Origin of the sequence: Jannaschia sp. R86511 (assembly GCF_042466345.1) — a bacterium.
GTDB lineage: Bacteria > Actinomycetota > Actinomycetes > Actinomycetales > JBBAYJ01 > Aquipuribacter.
In genome coordinates this window covers 1,319,466-1,339,124 of sequence record NZ_JAXHCD010000001.1, presented here as the reverse complement: position 1 = coordinate 1,339,124, position 19,659 = coordinate 1,319,466, and the positions used below count along the sequence as shown (strand labels likewise).

Here is a 19,659-nt window from a genome sequence, read left to right as displayed (position 1 = left end):
ACCGAGCGGCCACCGCCCCGCGGTCGATCAGTCGTCGTCGTCGGAGGCGCGGAAGTAGACGACCTTGCCGACGATGCTGGCCGGGCCGAAGGAGTCGGAGCCGTCGGGCCGCCCGCCGGGGGTGTTGTCGAACGTGGGGTCGAAGGACACCGCGATGCCCTCCTCGATCACGCAGCCGTCGGGCACGGTGATGGTGAGCGCGAACTCGTTCTGGTAGGTCGTGAGCCCGCCGACGAACCGGGCCAGCAGCGCCGGCGACTGCGTGAACGGCCGGTAGCCGAGCTCGCGCAGGTAGGCCAGGTCGGCCCCGCTACTGAAGCCCAGCTGGCCGGTGCGGTTGATGGTCACCGAGTACAGCTGGCCCTCGCAGCGGACCAGGACGAAGCCGCGGGCGATGTACATGCCGGTGGGCGGGGGCGGAGGCGGCGGCGGGTCGACCGGGCCACCGCCGGGGGCACCGGAGGTCGCCTCCGCGTGCGCAGCGGTCACGCCCATGGCCTGCACGGCCGGCACGGCCCACAGCGCGGCCCCACCCACGGCCAGGCCCTTCTTGAGGGTGGTGCGGCGGCTGGGTCCCGCCGCGGTGTCGGTGCTGGGCAGGTCGTTCATGTTGGCCGTCCCCGAGACGAGTGGTGGGCCCGACCGGACGACGGCCCCTGCGCGGACGGTAGCGCCCCGACGATGGATCAGGAAGCAAGAAAGCGCAGGTCAGAGGCTGTTTGACGGGCATGCCCGAGATGTCCTGCGTGTCGTCGCGCTCAGTGACCGTGCGCCTGCACCCACGCCAGGTAGGCCCCGCGGCCCGCCGTGCCGCCGCGGTCGGCGGACAGGCTCTCCTGCGCGGGGGTGGGCCCCAGGTGCAGCCCGGGCACCCGCAGGGCCGTCAGCGAGCGCCAGCCGTCGCGCCCGCTGGCCCGCACCAGGGCCCTCCCGGACCGGCGCCCGGGCGGCGCGCCCACCAGCCGCCGGCCGCTGGCCCGGTTGAGCGCCCGCCACCAGCCCTGCGGCAGCCGATCCGCCACGGTCTGCGCAGCCCCACCCGGGAACACCTGGGCGGCACGGTCCAGCGCGACCGCGACGGGCAGCAGGGTCCCGGTGCGGGCCAGGGCGTCCTGCAACGCCTCGTGGCGGTCCAGGACGCGGGCGGCGGCCAGCTCGACATCGCAGAGCCAGAGCAGCCGCGCCGCCCCGTTGCGGGCGCAGTGCCAGGCCACGTGGACCAGCGCGTCCACGTCGTCCGGGGTGCGCAGCCCTGGCAGCAGGCCGCAGGGGCGCGAGCCCGCCAGCAGCGCGTCGGTACGGAACCCGAGGCCGTCCCGCACCGAGGCGCGGTTGGCCAGGCTCCAGTGCAGGTCCACCTGGGTCCCGGCCGGCATGACCAGGGTGATCTCGGCCAGCCCGAGGCGCAGCATCAGGTCCCAGTTGTGGACCAGGTCGACCGCGCCCACGGCCTCGAGCGCGTCCAGCGCCGCGGCCAGCCGCCCCGGGGCGACCACCACGTCGGCGTCGGCGAACGGGCGCACGTCGGGGCGGGGGTACAGCTCGTGGGCGAGCGCCGCCCCCTTGACCAGGACCCAGTCGACGTCGGCGACGGCGAAGGCGTCGCGGATGGTGCGCAGGTCGTGCAGCGTCCTGACGTAGTGCGCCAGCGTCTCGCGCCGGGCCGCGCGCACCGGACCGGCCAGGCGCCCGTCGGTCGGCAGCAGGCCCACGACGCCGTGCCGGCGGGCGGCCTCGACCAGGTCGATGGGGTCCGCCTCTCCGCCGTCGGTCCCCGGGGTCGGCCCGCCGTGACCCGCGTGCCCGCGCGGGGGCAGGCCCAGCCCCGGTCGCACGAGGGCCGCGAGACCCGCCGCGGACACGGGCGACGCCGATGTCATCGGCCCGCTACCAGACGAACACGGACAAGGGGAACACTCTTAACGGGTGAAACAGCGCTCCGCAGGCCCGTGACCAAAATGTGACCAAGACCACATCTGCGGGACATACCCGCACGTAGCGTGTCCGTGCGCTCGCACTGCGGAGGCATAACACGCTACCCGTGAGTTGCCTTGACACGGGGGTGTCCCGAATAGTCCGTTCCTGAGTGGCCCGTCGTCACAGACAACCCCTTGCCTGTCGACGCTCGGTGACTAGTCTTCGCCTGGACGCGTGAAGGCACCACTCGAACGATCAAGTGCCCACCCCAGCGGTCGAAAAACGTAGCAGAGCCTCCCCGGGTCTCGCTGTGTTTTCGGCAGAGGCCGGGGGCGGACACCGACCCCCCTGCCTGCCAAGGAGTTTTGCCCTCATGCCCACCCACACCCCTGTGGCCTCCAGACGCTCGCGTCGTCTGATCGCCCTCACGGCCCTCAGCACGCTGGTCCTCAGCGCCGTCGTCGCCGTCCCGGGCGCATCCGCCGCCAGCGTCGGCGTCCCCACCGGCACCAAGCTGACCGCGAGCGGCAACATCACCGTGAAGAAGGCCGGCACGGTCATCGACGCCAAGCACGTCAAGGGCTACATCAACGTGCAGGCCGACGACGTGACGATCAAGAACACCAAGGTCAGCTACGGCGGCGCCCACAGCATCCGGATCTTCCCGGGCGCTGACCGGACCCGCATCGTCGACTCGACGGTGGAGTGCACCGGCGGGCGCACCAACGGCATCGTCTTCGGCAACTACACCGCGGAGCGCGTGGCCCTGACCGGCTGCCGCAACAGCTTCATGCAGCCGGCCGACGTGTCCAACAGCACCGTCGACGGCAAGGCGTTCAGCAGCGGGAAGGTGTCCGCACCGACCCCGGCGCCGAGCCCCACGCCCGCGCCGCCCGCGCCCACCCCGTCTCCCGCCCCGCCGGCGCCGACCCCCACCCCGACTCCGACCCCCACGCCGACCCCGGCCCCGCCCGCGCCGACCCCCGCGCCGCCGGCCCCGACCCCGGCTCCGCCGGCCGACCCCGCCCCCACCGGGACCAAGGCGCAGGTCATGGCCCAGGCCGGCCCCCGCGTGCCCGCCACCGCCACCATCACCGGCAGCCAGGCCCGCCAGCGCATCCTCGACACCGGCCTGCTCGAGAAGGTCAACGTCCGCGGCACTCTCGACCTGTCCCGCGTCGACCGCGGCTACACCATCCGCGACATCACCCTCGACGCCGCCGGCGGCCGCTACGGCATCCACACCATGGTCGGCTACTCCGGCGTCGGCGCCCCCAAGGCCAAGCAGACCATCGAGTACGTCGAGGTCCACGGCGCGATGTCGGCCGGGCTCTACCTGCGCAACGTCACCGTCCGCAACGCCGACCTGTGGGGCAACATCGACAACATCAAGTCCGCCGACAACGTCAGCGTGACGAACTCCTGGCTGCACGACCAGGCCTGGGTCAGCGGCGCCCACGCCGACGCCATCCAGATCCAGTACGGCACCGGCCAGTACTTCGCCAACAACGTCATCGACGCCGAGCACGGCGACAGCTCGGTCGCCGGGTCTCGGGCCAACCAGCCCGCCAACGCCGCCCTGCAGACCGGCTCCATGCTCGGCAACGCCTCCGCCCGGTTCCACGACAACTGGATCGACGGCGGCTACTACTCGGTGCGTCTGGGTGAGCAGGCACGTCCGGTCATCGACTACCAGTTCCGGGACAACCAGTTCGGCCGGGACTTCCGGTACGGCGCGGTCGCTGGGTCCAAGAGCGCCGGCAGCAGCTTCGGTGGCGTGTTCTTCGACGCCTCCAACACGTGGGAGGACACCGGCAAGCCGGTGTGACCCGCCGCCTGACGCCTCGACGGGTCAGGTCCCTTCGGCAGCAGCCCCGCGGTGCACCCGCGGGGCTGCTGCCGTCTCAGCCCAGCAGGGTGCGGGCGAGGTCCAGAGCCTGATCGGGGTCCTCGGCCCAGTGAGTCGTCTCGCTGGACGAGGTCCACAACCGATGGAGGGCGCTGATCTTGCCGTAGCTGTTGTCGAGCACGACGTGCGGGATTCCCAGCAGGCAGCAGAGCAGGTGCGCGTGCAACCGGTCGGTCACCACCACCCGCGCGGTGGACAGCAGTCCCACACCCTGGCCCAGCACCTGCCGGCACATCGCCTCCAGGGCGGCCGCCGTCATGGGCGCGACCAGCGTCGCGGTGCGGGCGTCCCGCTGCAGAGGCCTGGCCAGCCGGGGCACCATCCGGACGGCCTGCCAGCGCAGGTCCCCGACGCGGCCGAGCGACCAGTCGACCACCAGCGCTCGCCCGACGGCCCCCTCTCGCAGGCCGCTGACGCCCTCCATGTCGTCCCGGGCCAGCGCCAGCACGTCCACGGAGGCGGGTCGGGTGCGCGTGAGCGGCCCGAGCCCGAAGGCCATGTCCGGGGCCAGCACGACCGCGTCCGGCCGTAGTGCGGTGGCCCGGTCGGCACTCGCCTCGTCCCGGGCCATGAACGTGTACCGCCCGTGGCCGGCCACCACCCGGGCGAACTGCTCACGCAGGTCCTGGTCGTCGAAGTGCACGCTCTGCGGCAGCTGGACCACATGCCGGTCTGGCAGGTCCCCCAGGAGCTGCTCTCGCAGCGCTTGGGGCCACGGCCAGAGATCCCCGACGCTGCCGCCCCCGTGCAGCAGGACGGGACCTTCGGGCAGCGCCTCCCGCAGCCGTCGCGGGTCGTAGCGTCCCGCGTCGGCGACGTAGGACACCGTCACCCCCAGAGCGTCCAGAGCGGCCCGCTCCCCCGCCCAGATCGCCGCATCGCCTGCGTTGCGGTGGTAGGGGAAGTCGACCAGGGCCACGTGCGTCGCCCCGTCGAGGACCTGGGCCAGGGTCTCCAGCAGCGTGGAACGGACCGAGCGGACGAGATCCTCGTCGGGTCGGGCGTGCGGAGCAGGCAAGTCGGTCATGCTGTCCTCGTCGGAAGTCGGTGCTGGCGGGAGGTCGGGCAGGGATGCGGACGTGGATCGAGCTCGGCGCCTCGCTCGACCCGTCCCAGTGGGCGGCTCGGCACCGCGCCGGCGAGGTGCCGGACGCCTCGCCCTACGGCCTGCACCGGCTGCAGGAGCACGGTCACGCCGTCCGGTTCAGACCGCCGCCCGCCGGCGTGGCCGAGCTGCCGGCCCGGGTCGTCCGTCGGGGGACCGGGATGCAGTGGACGGAGGCCGTGGTCGGTCCCCCACCTGTCGGGACCCAGCTGTGCCTGGCCTGGGACGAGCGCGCCGGCGTCCCCCGCGCCCGGTTGTCGGGCCGTCGGACACCGGTGGCCACGGGAGTCATCTGGCTCGACGAACCCGGTTCCTACCCCGCCCGACCGGCTGCGGTGGCCGCACTTCGGCGCTGCGCCCTGGTGTGGACCCTGGCCGGACCGCAGGTCCCCGCCCTGCACGCCCTGGGTGTGGCACCGTCGCGCGTGGCACACCTGCTGTTCGGTGTCGACACCGAGTTCTTCGTCGCCCAGGACGCAGCGGCCGCCGACCCCGACCTGCTGGTGAGTGTGGGCAACGACCGGCACCGCGACTGGTCGACCCTGCTCGCCGGGTTCGCCGAGGCCCGCCGCCGCCGCCCAGGTCTGCGGCTGGAGGTCGTGACCCGGGCGGCGCTGCCGCCCGCGCCGGGCGTGACGACCCACCGGTCGCTCGGCCACGCCGACCTGCGACAGCTGTACGCCCGCGCCTCCTGCGTGGTCCTGACCACCCTTCCCAACGGTCACGTGTCGGGCATGACTGCGGCCCTCGAGGCGCAGGCCAGCGCCCGTCCGGTCGTCCTGTCGGCCACGCCGGGCAGCGAGGACTACGTGGACCACGGGACCACCGGCTGGCTCGTCCGCCCGCTCGAGTCGGCCACGCTCGCCGACCGGCTGCTGCACGCCCTCGAGCCGGGCGCGGTGGCCGCGGTGGGCGTCGCGGGGAGGGCGAGGGCAACCGACCTGCACTCGACGGCCGCCATGGCGCAGAGGCTCCACGGCCTCATCGCCGAGCGCTGCTGACGGGCCGGCGAGCGTCGAGGATCTGCACCATCTGCCGCACGGCCTGCGCCTGGACCTCGGGGACCGTGCGAGCGAGGGTGGCCCGCAGCTGCTCCGCCCGCTCCTTGGTGGCCAGCACCGAGGCCACCAGCTCGTCGGTGGACAGGACACGGGCGTCCAGCGAGGCCTCCGCAACACCCAGACCGGCGAAGACGCCCTGGTACTTGGAGCTGTAGGCGATGGCGCAGCAGGCTGTCCCGGTGGACAGGGCGGCGATGGTGCTGTGCATGCGCGTTCCCACGAAGAACGAGCAGCGGGACACGACCGCCTTGGCCTGCCCGGCGTCCTCCAGCCATGCCAGAGGCACGACACGCCGCCCGACCGCGTCCGGCAGCAACGAGTGCAAGGCGTCTGCGGCGAGGTTGTCGGCCTCTCCACCGGGCCGGCGACCGAGCACGTGAGGCACCAGCACCACCTCGTGCTCCTGGCCGACGAGCTCGGTGACCACACGGCGGACCGTCTCGCGGTAGTCCGCCCGCAGCCCGAACGGCTCCGGGCTGTTCCACAGCAGCCCGGACACGTTGACCCCGACAGGGCGCCGGTCCATGAGCTCCGAGAGCGCACCCGGCAACCCGGTCGACGGTGATGCCGGGAGCATCATGGCCAGGTCGACACCCAGTCGGTGACGCTCGGGGTCTGCATCCTGGCCCAGGAGGTCGAGCAGCACGGCATGGCTGTCCGCATCGCGCGCCCACGCCTGCTCGGCGTCCCGGACCAGGGACCTCGCCTCGTCCTCGGCCTGCCGGCTCGCGAACGGGCCGTAGGTCTGGGGCAGCAGGACGAGCGGTCGACCGGCTCGCAGCGCGAACCGCTTCGGGGCACAGACGGTGCGGAACCGGTGCATGCCGTAGATGTCGCTGAAGCTGTCCCCCCCGCTGACGTCCAGCACGAGGTCGGACCCCATCACCGCCCTCGTCCCGGGGTTGCCGCGGCCACGTACCAGCAGGGCGGCGGTCATCGCGGCGTAGCTCTCGGGTCGGGTGACGCGACGCGACCTCCGGGCCCCCACGAGCCGGTACCCGACGGTTCGACCGTCCAAGGTCATCCGGCCGTCCCGCACCCCCAGCTCGTTGTCGAACACGGTGAACCGAGCACCAGGTTCGGCCTGCAGAGCGGCGGCCACCGTGCCCTGCATGAGCGCGTTCAGACCCAGGTTGGTGTTGCTCCCGGGGGCACCGAACAGGCTGAGACGAGGCCCCTGGCCGTCGGTCACGCGGACGCCCCCGTCCGACGACGGCGCCGACTGCGGCGCAACGTGCCAAGGGTGGAGCGCAGCTTCTCGCGAACGGGCAGCTCGGACCACCAGAACCTCCACATCGGAAAACCGTCGAAGCGCGGGTGCGGGGCACCGACCGCGCGAAGCGTCGCGACGCGCGCCGCGACCGCGCCGCGAGTGCGGAGCAGGTTGGGTTGCGAGGCGGGCAGCACCTCCGGCGGCACGCGCTCCAGGACGAGGTGCCCGGCCGCGACCGCGTCCCGGACGAGATCGCGCCCGCGGGCCGTTCGGACCACCACGAGGGAACGGCCGGGATCACCTTCCTCGATCTCCCGGTACCAGGGGTCACCCACCGACACGTCGGCGAGCTCCCCCGTGTGGTCGGGGCACAGCCTGCACCGCCACTGCCGGTGCCGCTGCAGCACCCGGTTCCACGATCCGTCGTAGGTCAACCTGCCCTCGGCCGGCACGCCGCTGCGGGTCACGGCCACGGCGTGCCCGGGCCAGCCGTTGCCTCGGTAGCGCAACGAGGCGACGTCCTCCGGACCGCTCACGCCCATGACGGCGAGCATCTCCAGGGTGCCGCGGGTGGTCGGGGTACCGGCACAGAAGACCGCGACCGTGGCCGCGACCCCCGCCGCGAGCCTGGGGCGCGCGGCGGCTGCGGCGCTCAGCCCCGCGACGTCGCAGGGCTTGCCCACCACGAGCACCGGCCGGTCGGCCTCCTCGACGAGGTCGAGCCGGTCGCACGGTCCCGCCGGGGCGTACCGGGACCCGGCGGCCCGCAGCAGGTCCTCGCGGTTCGTGCTGCGGACCGTCACGCTCCGCAGCGGGTCGGCCGGGTCCGCCGTCGTGTGGACGACCCCCCCGAGGCCGGCGGCGGTCGCCGCGTGCAGCCCGAGCGCGGTCACCACCCCGCCGCTGGAACCCGCCAGACGGATGTCGGGGTCGGCGGCGTACCCCTCCCACAGCTCGAGCACGTCTCCCCAGCCGTCGCGCAACGACGCGATGGTCTCGGTCGACGGCACCGGCCGGGTGATGTGGGCCCCCGGGCAGAAGTCCGCCGCAACCGCCGTCTCCTCGTCCACCCGCCCCGGCCGCAGGCGAGGCCGGAGCCCGCGCTCGACGTCGTCCTGCATCTGCAGTACCTCAGGCTGCAGACCGGCGCACAAACCGCAGCCGCTGCACATGTCGTCACGGACCACGGCTCCGATGGTCAACGGCAAGGGACGCCTCAGCAGCGACCCCGGGTGGTTGCTCACCACGTGCTCCTCCCGGTCAGTGCCCGCTGCGCCCGACGCGCCAACCGGCGGCCGCGCGCCCGCCACCCGTCGTAGGCGGACAGGTCCAGCGACGCCTGCTGGACCACGAGCGCGGAACGGCGCATCTGGTCCGTCCAGTCCGACAGCCGGGTGACGCCGTGAGCCTGGGCCGACAGCGGCAGGTGACGCCGCAGGTCCTCGTCGGTGCGCAGGCTGCTGTGCGGGGCCCGGGGGTCGTCGAGGTGCTCCTCGTGCACGAAGGGCAGGAGCCAGCCGTTCGACCGGCCCGTCCTCGCGACCTCCAGGCACCACCGGGTGAAGGTCTGACCCTCACGCAGCGGCCCGACCTCCTCCACCACCTGACGCGGCACCAGGTACCCGCTGCCCTGCACCCAGTGGTTGCGCAGCAACGTGACCCCTCCCGGCAGCTCCACGGTCTTCGGCCCCGCCAGATCCGGCCGGTAGTCCTCGGGCTGGAAGCGCCAGCTGCCCAGGACCCCGAGGTCGGCGGCCGCGTGGGCCGCTCGCAACCGCCCGACCCAGCCGTCCTCGAGCATGCAGTCGTCGTCGACCTTGCCGAGCAGCTCCCCCTCGGCCTCCTGCCACAGCCAGTTGGTGGGTGGTCGGAGCCGGACGTTGTCCGGGCTGTGGTGGACCCGGTGCACGCGCGGGTGGTCCCGGTACTGGTCCACGACCGACATCACGTCCGCGTCGTCGCCGTTGTGCCACAGCCAGACCCGGGTGCGGTCGTCGATGGACGAGAGCAGGTGCGGCAACGTCATCCGCACGTACTCCGCCCGCCGGAAGGTGATCATGACGAGGTCCACCCAGGCGTCGGGCGACGTGGTCACAGCGGCACCCCCGGTGGTGGCGTCCGGTCCCCCGGTCGCGGACCTCCGGTGAGCCGCCAGTGGGCACCGGCGACTCCTAGCAGGAAGAACAAGGTGACCGCGAAGGTGCTGAAGCTCAGCGAGTCGAAGGTGAGCGAGATGACGGCGGCGGCGAGCAGGCTGGCGGTGAGGGCGCGTCCCAGGTTGCGGTCCCGGTCGGTCGCCGCCCAGCGGCCCGTCCGCGCCGCCAGCGCCACCGCGGCCGCGATCACACCGGCGGACGCCACGACCCCCACCACCCCGTTCGTGATCAGGATGTTGAGCCACTGGTTGTCGAGCAGGACGTAGTTGACCGGCGAGTAGGTGCCCGGGCCGCGGCCGAACCACAACCGGTCCGCGATCAGCGGTGCGACGACCTCGTAGTCGTTGGTGCGACCCTCGATGCTCGGGTCGTTGTCGATGTTGGTGAACAACGAGCGGAGCGTGCCGAGCAGGCCCGGCTGGAATGCTCGGACGGCGACCAGGAAGAGCACTCCCAGCACGGCGATGTTGACCTTGCGTCGCCAGGTCCAGCCCGTCGCCGTGAACGCCGCCGCCACCAGGAGGCAGACGATGGCGCTGCGGGACACCGAGTAGAAGCTGGCCAGCACCAGCCAGGCCGCCAGCCCCTGGTACATCGCGCGACGCCACCTGGCCTCGGAGTGGAAGCCGAAGTGCAGGGCGATCGGCACGGCCAGGGTCAGCAGGACCCCGAACTCGATGTAGTGCCCTGCTGTGCCCGCCACCCGGTTGATGTCCCAGCCCCGCCCGGCGATGCCGATCAGGTCCCCGTTCGCGACCAGCCCCGGGAGCCGGAGCCATCTCGTCAGGTCGATGTCAGCGACGAACTGCAGCGTGCCGACCGCAGCCATGAACGCGGCGGCCGCAAGGTAGGTACGCAGGAGCCAGTCGAGCCGCTCCTTCGTGCGCACGCCGTCGCAGACCACCAACGTGATGCCGACGAGGCCGAACATGCGCAGCAACGAGCGGTCGGCCCCAGAGACCTCGACGACGGGCATGTCCCGCGCGAATCCGAGGAGCACCGACACCAGGAACGTGAGCACGTAGAGGACCAGTGCCACCCGCAGCGGGTTCCGCCCGGGCACGAACAAGCCCGGCACCAGGCGCGCCAGGCACCACCATCCCAGCAGGGCGGCCCCGAGCAGCAGTGCCGGCCGGCCGGCCGCCCCGAGCCCCGTCACGACCAGGCGAGCGGGGAGGACGTAGGCGCTGACGACGACGATTCCGACGACCATGGCTGCGTCGGGACGCCAGTCCTGCCAGGCCCTTGCCACGGGCGCACGGGTTGACCCGCTCGACCGCGGGTCGAGCACCGGTCTCGCTGACACGGCTACCGGGGCTTCGTCGCCACGGACGCGGCGGTGCCGCCTCCCGACTCGTCCGTCTCACCGGCCCGGCGCTGCGGGACCTCGGTCGAGAACCGGCCTCGGCGCCACTGCTCCTGGGCGGGGGCGTCGGTGGGCGCTCCGGTCCGCCGCGAGTGCTCGAGCTCTCGAGCCCGGAGGAGACGCTCACGCTCGACCAGCAGCGCCTCGCGCTCCTCGATGATGGCCAGCCGCTCACGCTCGTCACCGGACAGGCCGTGGGCCGCGTCCCGCCGACGGGCGCGCAGCACAGCGATGCCTTCGATCGCCATGGCGACCACCACGGTGAGCAGCAGGCCGATGCCGATCGCCAGGAACCGGACCCGCTGGGCACCCTCGTAGACCGGGACCGGGGCGACCGGGCCGGTCAGGTCCTGCAGGTAGTACTGGGCCTCCGGCGGCGCGGACACGGCGTCTTGCTGGGCCTGCAGCTGCTCTGTGAGGGCGGTCCTGACGAACTCGGCCGTCGCGACCGCCAGCTCCGGTGTCGCGGCCTGGACCTCGGCGGTGACGATGGGCGACCGGGAGTTCTGCTGGTTGACGGTGAATGTCGGGGACACCCCAGCCTGGACCGCACTCTCCACCGCAGCCCCGCTGTCGCCGCTGCCGGCCAGGCTGGCCGCCATCGTCACCGGTCCCAGGGCGAGGAACGGGTTGGCGGGGTTCTGGTTGTCGATCGGGGTGATGACCACCGCCGAGATCGAAGCCGAGTACGAGGGGTCGATGGTCGGTGGCAGAAGGACGGCGACCGCCCCCGTCGCCAGGACCAGCGGCACCGTGACGACCCAGCGTCGGACGACGACCTTCAGTACCTCCCAGAAGTCCACGTCCGGTCCTTCGTTCTCTCGGTGGTGTCGGGGCCTTGCCTGCTCCCGGGGACCGGGAGGCAGCAGTCGATCCGACCTGGTTCGAGTCTAGGGCGGCACGCCGCGGATCGGTGGGCCGTTCGGGACTTCCGGACGGGGCCCACCCGGCCGGGTCAGACCGGGCTGCCGTCGTCGTCCCAGACGTTGCTGTCGTCCATGCGCGTCCCCCCGTCTCCGGCGCGAGCCTCACGTGCCCCGGCCACGGGCCCGTAGGTGAAGCTGCGCCCGAACCGGTTGTCGCGGAACTGGTAGTCCAGTGTCGGAGGGCCCTCCTCCAGGATACGGACCGTGTAGTGGCCGCCGTCCCACCAGTTGGCCACGAACCGGGCGGAGGCGTTGCCGATCATGGAGCCGGTCTGCAGGGCGGCGTTGGCAGGCTCCCCGGCTCGAGGTCCGGCCACGGAGCTGTCGCCGTGATGGGCGTCGATGACGTTGTTGGCGTAGTACTGGCCGGTGCCGTACTGGATCTGGATGGCGTCGGCGTGGGCGCCGCTGACCCAGGCCTGGTCGTGCAGCCAGGAGCTGGTGACGCTGACGTTGTCGGCGGACTTGATGTTGTCGATGTTGCCCCACACGTCGGCGTTGCGGACGGTGACGTTGCGCAGGTAGAGCCCGGCGGAGGTGGCGCCGTGGACCTCGACGTACTCGATGGTCTGCTTGGCCTTGGGGGCGCCGACGCCGGAGTAGCCGACCATGGTGTGGATGCCGTAGCGGCCGCCGGCGGCGTCGAGGGTGATGTCGCGGATGGTGTAGCCGCGGTCGACGCGGGACAGGTCGAGGGTGCCGCGGACGTTGACCTTCTCGAGCAGGCCGGTGTCGAGGATGCGCTGGCGGGCCTGGCTGCCGGTGATGGTGGCGGTGGCGGGCACGCGGGGGCCGGCCTGGGCCATGACCTGCGCCTTGGTCCCGGTGGGGGCGGGGGCGGCCGGCGGAGCCGGGGTCGGGGCCGGCGGCGCGGGGGTCGGCGCGGGCCGGGACGGGGTTGCCTCGTCGGCGTCCGCGTCCGCAACCGGTGGGGCCGGAGGCTGGGTGCTCGCGCCTCTGGTGTCGGTCGGCGGGGTCGCATCAGTCGGCGAGGTCGCCTCGGCCGGCCGGCCGGCCGGAGGACCAAGGACACTCCCCCGCCGAGCCGCGGTGGCGTCGCGAAGCCGTTCGCTACCAGGGGTGACGGACGGCGTCGCCTCTGCGGTCGTGACCACGCCATCCACCGTGCTGTCGACGATGGTCGCCGGGGTCCTCGTGGACGACATCAACCCGTTGCGGCACCCCGTCACGGACACCCTCACCGCCCGGTAGCCACCGAACACCACACCGTTGGTCCTCGGGTCACCGCAGATGATCGTCAGGTCCTCCAGGACCGTGCCCTCGGAGCCGTCGAAGATCCTGACGCTGTGCGCCCCTGTGTACGACACACGGGAGCGGGTGATGGTGACGTCGTCGGCGCGGACGTGGATGTAGCCGTGGACGTCGACGCCGTCGATGACGGCACCGTCCTCCGTGACCACGATGCTGCCGCTGCTCGTCAACCGATCCGGCCTGGGACCAGAGGGCTCATCGGTCGACGGCTCCGGCCCCACGACCCCCGTCACCGGCGAGACGGTCAACATCACGAGCAGCAGCGCGACCGGCACGAGCAGGGTCGGCCAACCGTATCGACCACGTCGACTCCGCCGCCCACGTCGTGCGGTGCGGCGAGAACGCATGCTCACCCCGTCCGCTCACCGGGACGGTTGCGGAGAGTCTGCAGAACCGTCCGGTTCTGGTGGAGGACGACCGTCAGTGCGAGGACGCCGAGCCCGGCCACCAGCAGGACGTCCACCAGCAGGGACCAACCGACCCTGTCGCCGACGACCTGGACGGTGGTGGCCGCGACGAAGCAGAGGACCGCCGTCGCGGCAGCCGGGGCATAGCAGGCCAGGACGGTCCGCCAACGCGTCCGGGAGACCCGCCGGACCAACCAGACGTGGATCGCGAGGACGACGACCCCGTACACGGCCAATCGTGCCGCGGCCACGCCTGTCGCCTGGGCCACGACCCCGGAGTCACGAAGCAGGAGGGCTGCAACGGTGAAGGATCCTGCGCTGGCCAGCGCGGCCACCCACGTCGCAGCTGCCTGCACGTGCACCCGCCCGCGGGCCTGGAGCATCGGGCCGTCCAGGGTCACGAGGACCCGGATCATCCCGACCAGGCACAGCAGCCGCAGGGGCCACACGGCCGACGACCACTCCTCGCCCAGCAGCTCCACCACGATGGGCGCCGAACCCATGAGCAGGCCCAGAGCCGGCAGGGCCAGCCAGCCGGAGGCGGCGCGCAGCTGGAGGGACCTTCGGTCGAAAGCCACCTGGTCGTGCTGGTGCTGCGACAGACCGGGCAGTGCCACCGACTGGACCGGCCGTACAGCCACAGCGAGGAGCGTCTCGACCAGCCTGGCCGCGAAGCGGTAGAGACCCACGACAAGGGGGCCGAAGAAGATGCCGATGAGGAGCGCATCCGCCTTGTTGTTGACGAACACGCCGATGCTGCTGACGAACGACCCCGTCGAGAAGCCGAACAGCTCCCGCGCCGCAGTACCGGAGAAGGTCAGGCGGGGTCGCCAGTGGGAGACGCTCCAGAGCAGGATGCAACCGAGCGCAGCCGTCACCAGCTGCTGCACGACGAGTGCCCAGGCCCCGAGCCCGGCGAACGCGGCCCACAGACCGGCGGCGCCGCCCAGCAGGACCGAAACGAGGGTTCGCACGGCCAGGGCGCGGAACCTCATCGACCGCCGTACGACCGCCTCCTGCACCGTGGAGAGGGCCCTGATCGGCAGCAGAGCCGACAGGGCGACCAGGATCGGTTCCAGCTCGGGAGTCCGGTTGACGGCCGACCACCAACCGGCGAGGAGCACACTCAGCCCAGTCAGGACCAGGCTGGTGACCAGGACGAGCCAGAACGCCGTGCTCTTGTGTCGTTCGTCCAGGTCGGCCCGCTGGATGACCGCCGCCTGCATCCCCTGCTGCTGGATCAGCTGGATGAACATGACGTAGACCAGCGCCATGGCCACGAGGCCGTAGGCAGCCGGACCGAGGACGGCGGCCAGCACCACCGACACCGCGAGGGTGGCCACCTGCCCCCCCGCGTCCATGACGAACGCCCACGCCGTCGCCCGGGCGAACCGGCCGCGCCCCTGGCCGGCACCCACGGGTGCCGGCGCAGGCGCGTCGGCGGTCACAGCGGGTCGATCCTCACGGTGCCGAAGGTGGCGTCGACGTGGTGCGCGATGAGCAGCAGCGAACCCGCCTGCGGACCGTCGTCCTCGACGACGCTGAGCGTCCACGTCGCCGGCTCGGCCGTCCCCTGGGGCCACCACTTGTAGCTGTAGCGGATGCCGCCGGTCTCGGCCTCGGCGCGGACCTTCATGACGTAGGTCGTGCCGAAGTCCCAGACCATCGACCGGCGGACCAGGGGCCAGCCCTGGTTCCCCTGCAGGGTGAAGCGGCCGGAGCCGTAGAACTCGTACCAGGCGAACGCGCCGGTGGGGTACCAGTCAACGGCCGGGTTCTCACCGCCGCGAGGGGTGTGCCCGTCCCAGTGCACACCGAGACCGATCAGCGGTGCGCCGCTCTGCGGCGTGCCCGCACCGGGGCCGAGACCCCGGACCGTGACCGGGACGGTGGCCTCGTAATCGGTCCAGGTGCTGTCACCGACGCCGACCGTCCGGTCGTACCCCATCTCGAGCACGGTGAGCCCGTCCTGCCCGGTCGCCCACTTGCCGTCGACGACCTGGGTGCGGTCGTTGGGCCCGCTCGTGGTCGACCAGTCGACCTCCAGGGGCAGGGTCGCCGCGGCGGGCGCCTTGCGGACCGTGACCGTCCTGGTGGCCACGTCGCCCTCGGTGTCCACCGCCCGCAGCAGGACGGTGCTGGCGCCGACCGGCAGGTCGGCCTCGACCAGCTGCACGTTGAAGTCACCCGGCATGAACAGGCGCCTCAGGTTCGGCCCCATGCTGAGCGGGACCGCCGGTGCACCGTTGAGGGAGTAGGTCAGCGACGCGACGCCGTCCGCGTCGGTCACGTTGCCCAGGACGTTGACCCAGCGCTGCGGTGTGCCCACCTCGCCGAAGGTCTGGTCGTCGCCGTACCAGACGTCGATGACGGGGGGGCTGGGCGGCTGCGGCGGGACCTCGGTGAAGGTCGCCGTGACCGTCCGGGCCTGGCTCATGGACACCGTCACCGACGGCTCCGTCCCCGACGCCGCCCCGCTCCAGCCGGACAGCTCCCAGCCGCTGGCGGGCACCGCGGTGAGCGACACCTGCGTGCCGGCGGGGTAGGCGACGGCAGAGGGCGAGCGTGACACGGTGCCCTCCCCCTGGGTCTGCACCGTCAGGGGGTACGTGACGACCACCTGACCGTCCTCCGGGTCGACCGGGGCCGTGGTGTCGAAGAACCAGTCGACCTCGGCCGTGAACGCCGGCCGCAGGCCGCTGTTGCCCGCGAAGGGGCCGACCGCCGAGACGTCCAGCGCGTGGGTGACCTCCCCGCCGCCGACCCAGGTCAGACCGTCGTCCAGCGAGTAGTCCAGGTCCCAGACGTCCCCGCTCCGGCCGAGGCGCAACGTCACCTCGGGCGCCATGGGGACGCCCTTCTGCAGCAGCTTGGTGGTCTTGCCGTTGACGGTCCGGCCCGCGTAGAGCCGCCAGCCCGTCCCGGTCGAGTGGATGTCGAACCGCATCCAGTTGGACGCGTCCTGCTCCACGAGCAGGCCCTGCTGCTGGTACTGCTGGTCGGGGGAGCTGGTGAAGCGGGCCGCGACCTCGAAGTCCCCGTCGGCCACGTCCTGCACGACCCGCAGGGACCGGTTGGCGTTGAAGGCGTCGTGGGACACGCCCGCCGGCACCGACAGGGCCAGCCTCACGTCGTCCGTGCCGCCGCCGACGACCGAGACCTGGCCGTCACCCACCGGGTCGACCACGGTCCACAGGTCCTCGTCCAGCAGGCCCGCACTGAAGTCGTCGGAGGTCAGCACGGCCGGCCCCGTCGGGGGTTCCACGACGTCCTCCTCGAAGGTCGCCGTCACCGTCCGCGCGGCGGACATGGTGACCGTGAGCACCGGCTGGGTGCCCGTGACGTCGCCCGACCACCCGGCGAACGTCCAGCCTTCCTCGGGTGTCGCGGTCAGCTCGACCACGGTCCCCGCGTCGAACGTCGTGCCCGACGGGCTGCGACCCACGACACCCTGACCCACGACCGACACGGCCAGCGGGAAGGTGTCGGGCTCCGGCTCCTCGGTGACGACCTCCTCGAACGTCGCCGTCACCGCCCGTGCGGCGGACATGGAAACGGTCGTCTGCGGGTCGTTCCCGGAGGCGTCCCCGGACCAGCCCGAGAACTGCCAGCCGTCGGCAGGCTGCGCGGTCAGCGCCACCTGGGAGCCGAGCGGGTAGTCGGTCGCGTCGGGCGACCGGAGAACCGCCCCCTGGCCCACGACGTCGGTGCTCAGGGCCACGGTCGGCGCCGGGGTGCCGTCCTCCGCGGCGATGGGGGCCGCGAGGTCCATCACGTAGTCGACCTCGGAGACGAACGCCGGCTTGGGCCCGCTGTTGCCCGCGAACGGGCCCACGGAGGCGACGGCCAGGGAGTGCTGCACGGTCGCGATCTCGGTCCAGGAGCCGCCGCCGGAGTAGTCGACCGTCCAGGCGCTGCCGGAACGCTGCACCCGCAGCCCCACCTCGGCACCGGGAGCGACCGTGCGCGTCAGCAGCGCGGTCGACTGGCCGGCCACGGTCCGGGACACGAACAGCCGCAGCACCGACCCGGTGTGGTGCACGTCGAACCGCATCCAGTTGTCCGCGTCCTGCTGGACGATCAGGCCCTGCGACTGGAACTTCTTGCTGGGCACCGTGGTCCAGCGTGCCTCGGCCTCGAAGTCCACGTCGGCCGCCGGCTGCATGACCCGCAGCGCACGGTTGCTGCCCCACGGGTCGTGGTCGGTGCCCGCCGGGACGGACAGCGCGAGCCGGGCGTCCGCGGTCCCGGTGTCGACGAACGAGACCTCGCCGTCACCGACCGGGTCGACGACCGTCCAGGCGGCACCGAGGACGCCGGTGGAGAAGTCGTCGGAGGTGAACGACTGGGCCGCGCCCGAGGCCGGCGTGGCGACCAGGCTGCTGCTCAGGGCCACCGCGACGGCCACCAGGGCGATCCGGGCACGACGTGCGAACGTGTTCATCGGTTGACTGCTCTCGGTTCGTGGTGGCCGGTGACGGTGGTGGCGCGGCCCAGGACCATGGAGGCCGCCTCGCGGACGAGGGCCCGGCGGTTCGCGAGGGCCCACCGGGGCAGCAGCGTCCCCGCCCGCAGCCGGTGCGTCCTGGGGATCGGGGATCGCACGATCGACACGCCGTACTCCCGCAGCAGGCGCCACCTCGGGGCGCTGGCCCGCCCCTCCCACGAGGGGTCGAACCAGACGTTGCGTGCCCGGTCGTCGCGGTACCGGGTCACGGAGCGCTCGGGGTGCTGACGGTGGCGGAACAGCACCTCGGGCACCTCGACGAACCGGCCCATGAGCGCCAGCTCCAGGAAGAGGGTCCGGTCGGAGCTCGTGTAGGCGCCGATCCGGCGGGTCCGGCGCAGCTGCTCGGTGCGCATCACCCCGAACGACTCGAAGCACGGGGACGGGTTGAGCACGACCGTCCTGGCCCGCTGCGTGGGGGTGCCGTCCGCCGCGTAGGGCAGGAGCTCGTACTCACGGACCACGTCGTCCTGCTCGTCGACGTCCACCGCGCGCGTGTAGGCCAGCACGACCTCCGGGCGCTCCTGCAGGACCTCGACGCACCGGGACAGGAACGTCGGCTCGACCAGGTCGTCGTGCGCGGCCCACTTGAAGTACGTGCCCCGGGCGAGGTCCACGAGGCGGTTGTAGTTCCACGCCGCCCCGCGGTTCTGCTCGGACCGGTGGACGACGACCCGCTGGTCACGCTCGGCCGCCGCGCGGGCGATCTCGACGGAGTCGTCCGTCGAGCCGTTGTCCGCGATGAGCAGCTCGAAGTCGGTCAGGTCCTGCGCGAGCAGCGAGTCGATGGCTGCACGCAGGAACCTGGCGCCGTTGTAGACCGGCAGCCCGACGGTGACCAGCGGTGTCGTCGTCACGGGGCGCGCACGCCCCCGCCGTTGGGGTCGAACACGAGAACGGCGCCCTCGGGGATCTCGCCGCTGTCGTACTGGGCCACGACCTCGTCGGGCAGGTGCGCGTCGTCGGACATGCGACGGAAGTCGCGCAGCGACGTGCCCTGCGGGTGGGAGTCGACGTTCGGCGCCGCGCGGCCGGCCTTGAGGTCGGCGACGTTGACGGTGCGGAAGTCCATGCTGAACCGGCTGCGCCCGGAGGTGTTGGGCACCGTGGAGTGCATCTGGGCGCCGCTGAACACGACGATGCCGCCGGGCGGCACGACGAAGCGGACCTGCGGGTCGCGGGCCAGGTCGGCCGGCGGGTGCGGCTGGACCCGGGTGTCCTGGTGGATGTGGGTGGCGGCCTGCGCCCGGCCGACCGCGTTCCACTCGTAGTAGTTGAAGTCCTCGGAGTGGTTCTCCACCCCCGTGCCCCAGTAGGGCGGGTGGAACGCCATGGAGCTCTCGGACTCGAACTCGTACATCGGCATCCACCAGTTGAGCTGCGCCAGCGGTGCGCTCCACCAGGTGTCGCGGTGCAGCGGGTGGGCGTAGCCGACGCCGGCCGTCAGGTAGGAGTCGCTGGTGACCCCGCGCAGGCGCGGCACGTCGAGGTAGGTCTCCTCCAGGTCGCAGCCCAGGCTCGCGAGCGCGTCGCGCATCAGCTGCTTGGTCTTGGGGTGGTGGATGAACTTCGGCTTGAGGGGACCGAAGATCTCGACGAACTTCTCCACCGGCATGTCGAACTGCGCCGTCACCGGGTCCAGGGGCGCGAAGGCCTCCTCGATCATCTCGGCGGCGAAGTCGCGCAGGGCCGTGGTCTCCGGCGTCGCGGTGAACAGGAAGATCTGACCCGCGTAGAGCCGCTCGCGCCGCACCCGGTCCGGGGCGGTGGAGTTCAGGTAGACGGTGTTGTTGGTGGCCGGCTGAGTCATGTCGGTTCCT

15 protein-coding genes are annotated in these 19,659 nt (G+C 72.5%); 2 read left to right on the top strand and 13 right to left on the bottom strand.

Annotation, left to right across the window (positions count from 1 at the left end; genetic code table 11):
* Positions 1-27: 27 nt before the first annotated feature.
* Both SJY06_RS06540 and SJY06_RS06535 read right to left on the bottom strand, forming a co-directional pair.
* Positions 28-609, bottom strand: coding sequence for a hypothetical protein (locus SJY06_RS06540; RefSeq protein WP_380165828.1), 582 nt, complete (start codon positions 607-609; stop codon positions 28-30).
* 149 nt (positions 610-758) lie between these two features.
* Positions 759-1,880 (bottom strand): nucleotidyltransferase family protein, encoded by a 1,122-nt coding sequence (locus tag SJY06_RS06535; protein WP_380165826.1) that lies wholly within the window; start codon positions 1,878-1,880, stop codon positions 759-761.
* Between the two features lie 410 nt (positions 1,881-2,290).
* On the opposite strand from SJY06_RS06535, the gene SJY06_RS06530 reads away from it, so the two are divergent.
* Positions 2,291-3,745, top strand: coding sequence for a hypothetical protein (locus tag SJY06_RS06530; protein ID WP_380165824.1), 1,455 nt, complete (start codon positions 2,291-2,293; stop codon positions 3,743-3,745).
* Between the two features lie 76 nt (positions 3,746-3,821).
* Here SJY06_RS06530 and SJY06_RS06525 read toward each other — a convergent pair whose 3' ends face one another.
* A complete protein-coding gene (locus SJY06_RS06525; RefSeq protein WP_380165822.1) occupies positions 3,822-4,853 on the bottom strand; it encodes a polysaccharide pyruvyl transferase family protein in 1,032 nt (343 codons plus the stop codon).
* Positions 4,854-4,897: 44 nt separating this feature from the next.
* On the opposite strand from SJY06_RS06525, the gene SJY06_RS06520 reads away from it, so the two are divergent.
* Positions 4,898-5,932, top strand: coding sequence for a glycosyltransferase (locus SJY06_RS06520; RefSeq protein ID WP_380165820.1), 1,035 nt, complete (start codon positions 4,898-4,900; stop codon positions 5,930-5,932).
* Here SJY06_RS06520 and SJY06_RS06515 read toward each other — a convergent pair.
* The 10 genes from SJY06_RS06515 to SJY06_RS06470 form a co-directional block, all read right to left on the bottom strand.
* Positions 5,913-7,184 carry a polysaccharide pyruvyl transferase family protein gene (locus tag SJY06_RS06515; protein WP_380165818.1) on the bottom strand — a complete coding sequence of 424 codons (1,272 nt, stop codon included), beginning with the start codon at positions 7,182-7,184 and terminating at the stop codon, positions 5,913-5,915. The two genes, SJY06_RS06520 and SJY06_RS06515, sit on opposite strands and share 20 nt — an antisense overlap.
* On the bottom strand, positions 7,181-8,326 hold the full coding sequence (locus SJY06_RS06510) for a Coenzyme F420 hydrogenase/dehydrogenase, beta subunit C-terminal domain (RefSeq protein ID WP_380165816.1): 1,146 nt from the start codon (positions 8,324-8,326) through the stop codon (positions 7,181-7,183). The genes SJY06_RS06515 and SJY06_RS06510 overlap by 4 nt, the downstream gene beginning before the upstream one ends.
* Before the next feature lie 119 nt (positions 8,327-8,445).
* Positions 8,446-9,300 (bottom strand): glycosyltransferase family 2 protein, encoded by an 855-nt coding sequence (locus tag SJY06_RS06505; protein ID WP_380165814.1) that lies wholly within the window; start codon positions 9,298-9,300, stop codon positions 8,446-8,448.
* Positions 9,297-10,574, bottom strand: a complete 1,278-nt coding sequence (locus SJY06_RS06500; protein WP_380165812.1) for an O-antigen ligase family protein — start codon at positions 10,572-10,574, stop codon at positions 9,297-9,299. Before SJY06_RS06500 ends, SJY06_RS06505 begins: the two co-directional genes overlap by 4 nt.
* Positions 10,575-10,669: 95 nt before the next feature.
* Complete coding sequence (locus SJY06_RS06495) at positions 10,670-11,530, bottom strand: hypothetical protein (RefSeq protein WP_380165810.1); 861 nt, start codon at positions 11,528-11,530, stop codon at positions 10,670-10,672.
* A gap of 152 nt (positions 11,531-11,682) precedes the next feature.
* Entirely contained in the window at positions 11,683-13,095 is a 1,413-nt protein-coding gene (locus SJY06_RS06490; protein ID WP_380165808.1) for a hypothetical protein, read from the bottom strand.
* Between the two features lie 179 nt (positions 13,096-13,274).
* Positions 13,275-14,780, bottom strand: a complete 1,506-nt coding sequence (locus SJY06_RS06485; RefSeq protein WP_380165806.1) for a lipopolysaccharide biosynthesis protein — start codon at positions 14,778-14,780, stop codon at positions 13,275-13,277.
* A complete protein-coding gene (locus SJY06_RS06480; RefSeq protein WP_380165804.1) occupies positions 14,777-17,776 on the bottom strand; it encodes a hypothetical protein in 3,000 nt (999 codons plus the stop codon). The genes SJY06_RS06485 and SJY06_RS06480 overlap by 4 nt, the downstream gene beginning before the upstream one ends.
* The gene (locus tag SJY06_RS06475; protein WP_380165802.1) at positions 17,773-18,696 is read right to left on the bottom strand and encodes a glycosyltransferase family 2 protein; all 924 of its coding nucleotides are present in this window, start codon (positions 18,694-18,696) and stop codon (positions 17,773-17,775) included. Before SJY06_RS06475 ends, SJY06_RS06480 begins: the two co-directional genes overlap by 4 nt.
* On the bottom strand, positions 18,693-19,649 hold the full coding sequence (locus SJY06_RS06470) for a phytanoyl-CoA dioxygenase family protein (RefSeq protein ID WP_380165800.1): 957 nt from the start codon (positions 19,647-19,649) through the stop codon (positions 18,693-18,695). The genes SJY06_RS06475 and SJY06_RS06470 overlap by 4 nt, the downstream gene beginning before the upstream one ends.
* Between the last annotated feature and the right edge of the window lie 10 nt (positions 19,650-19,659).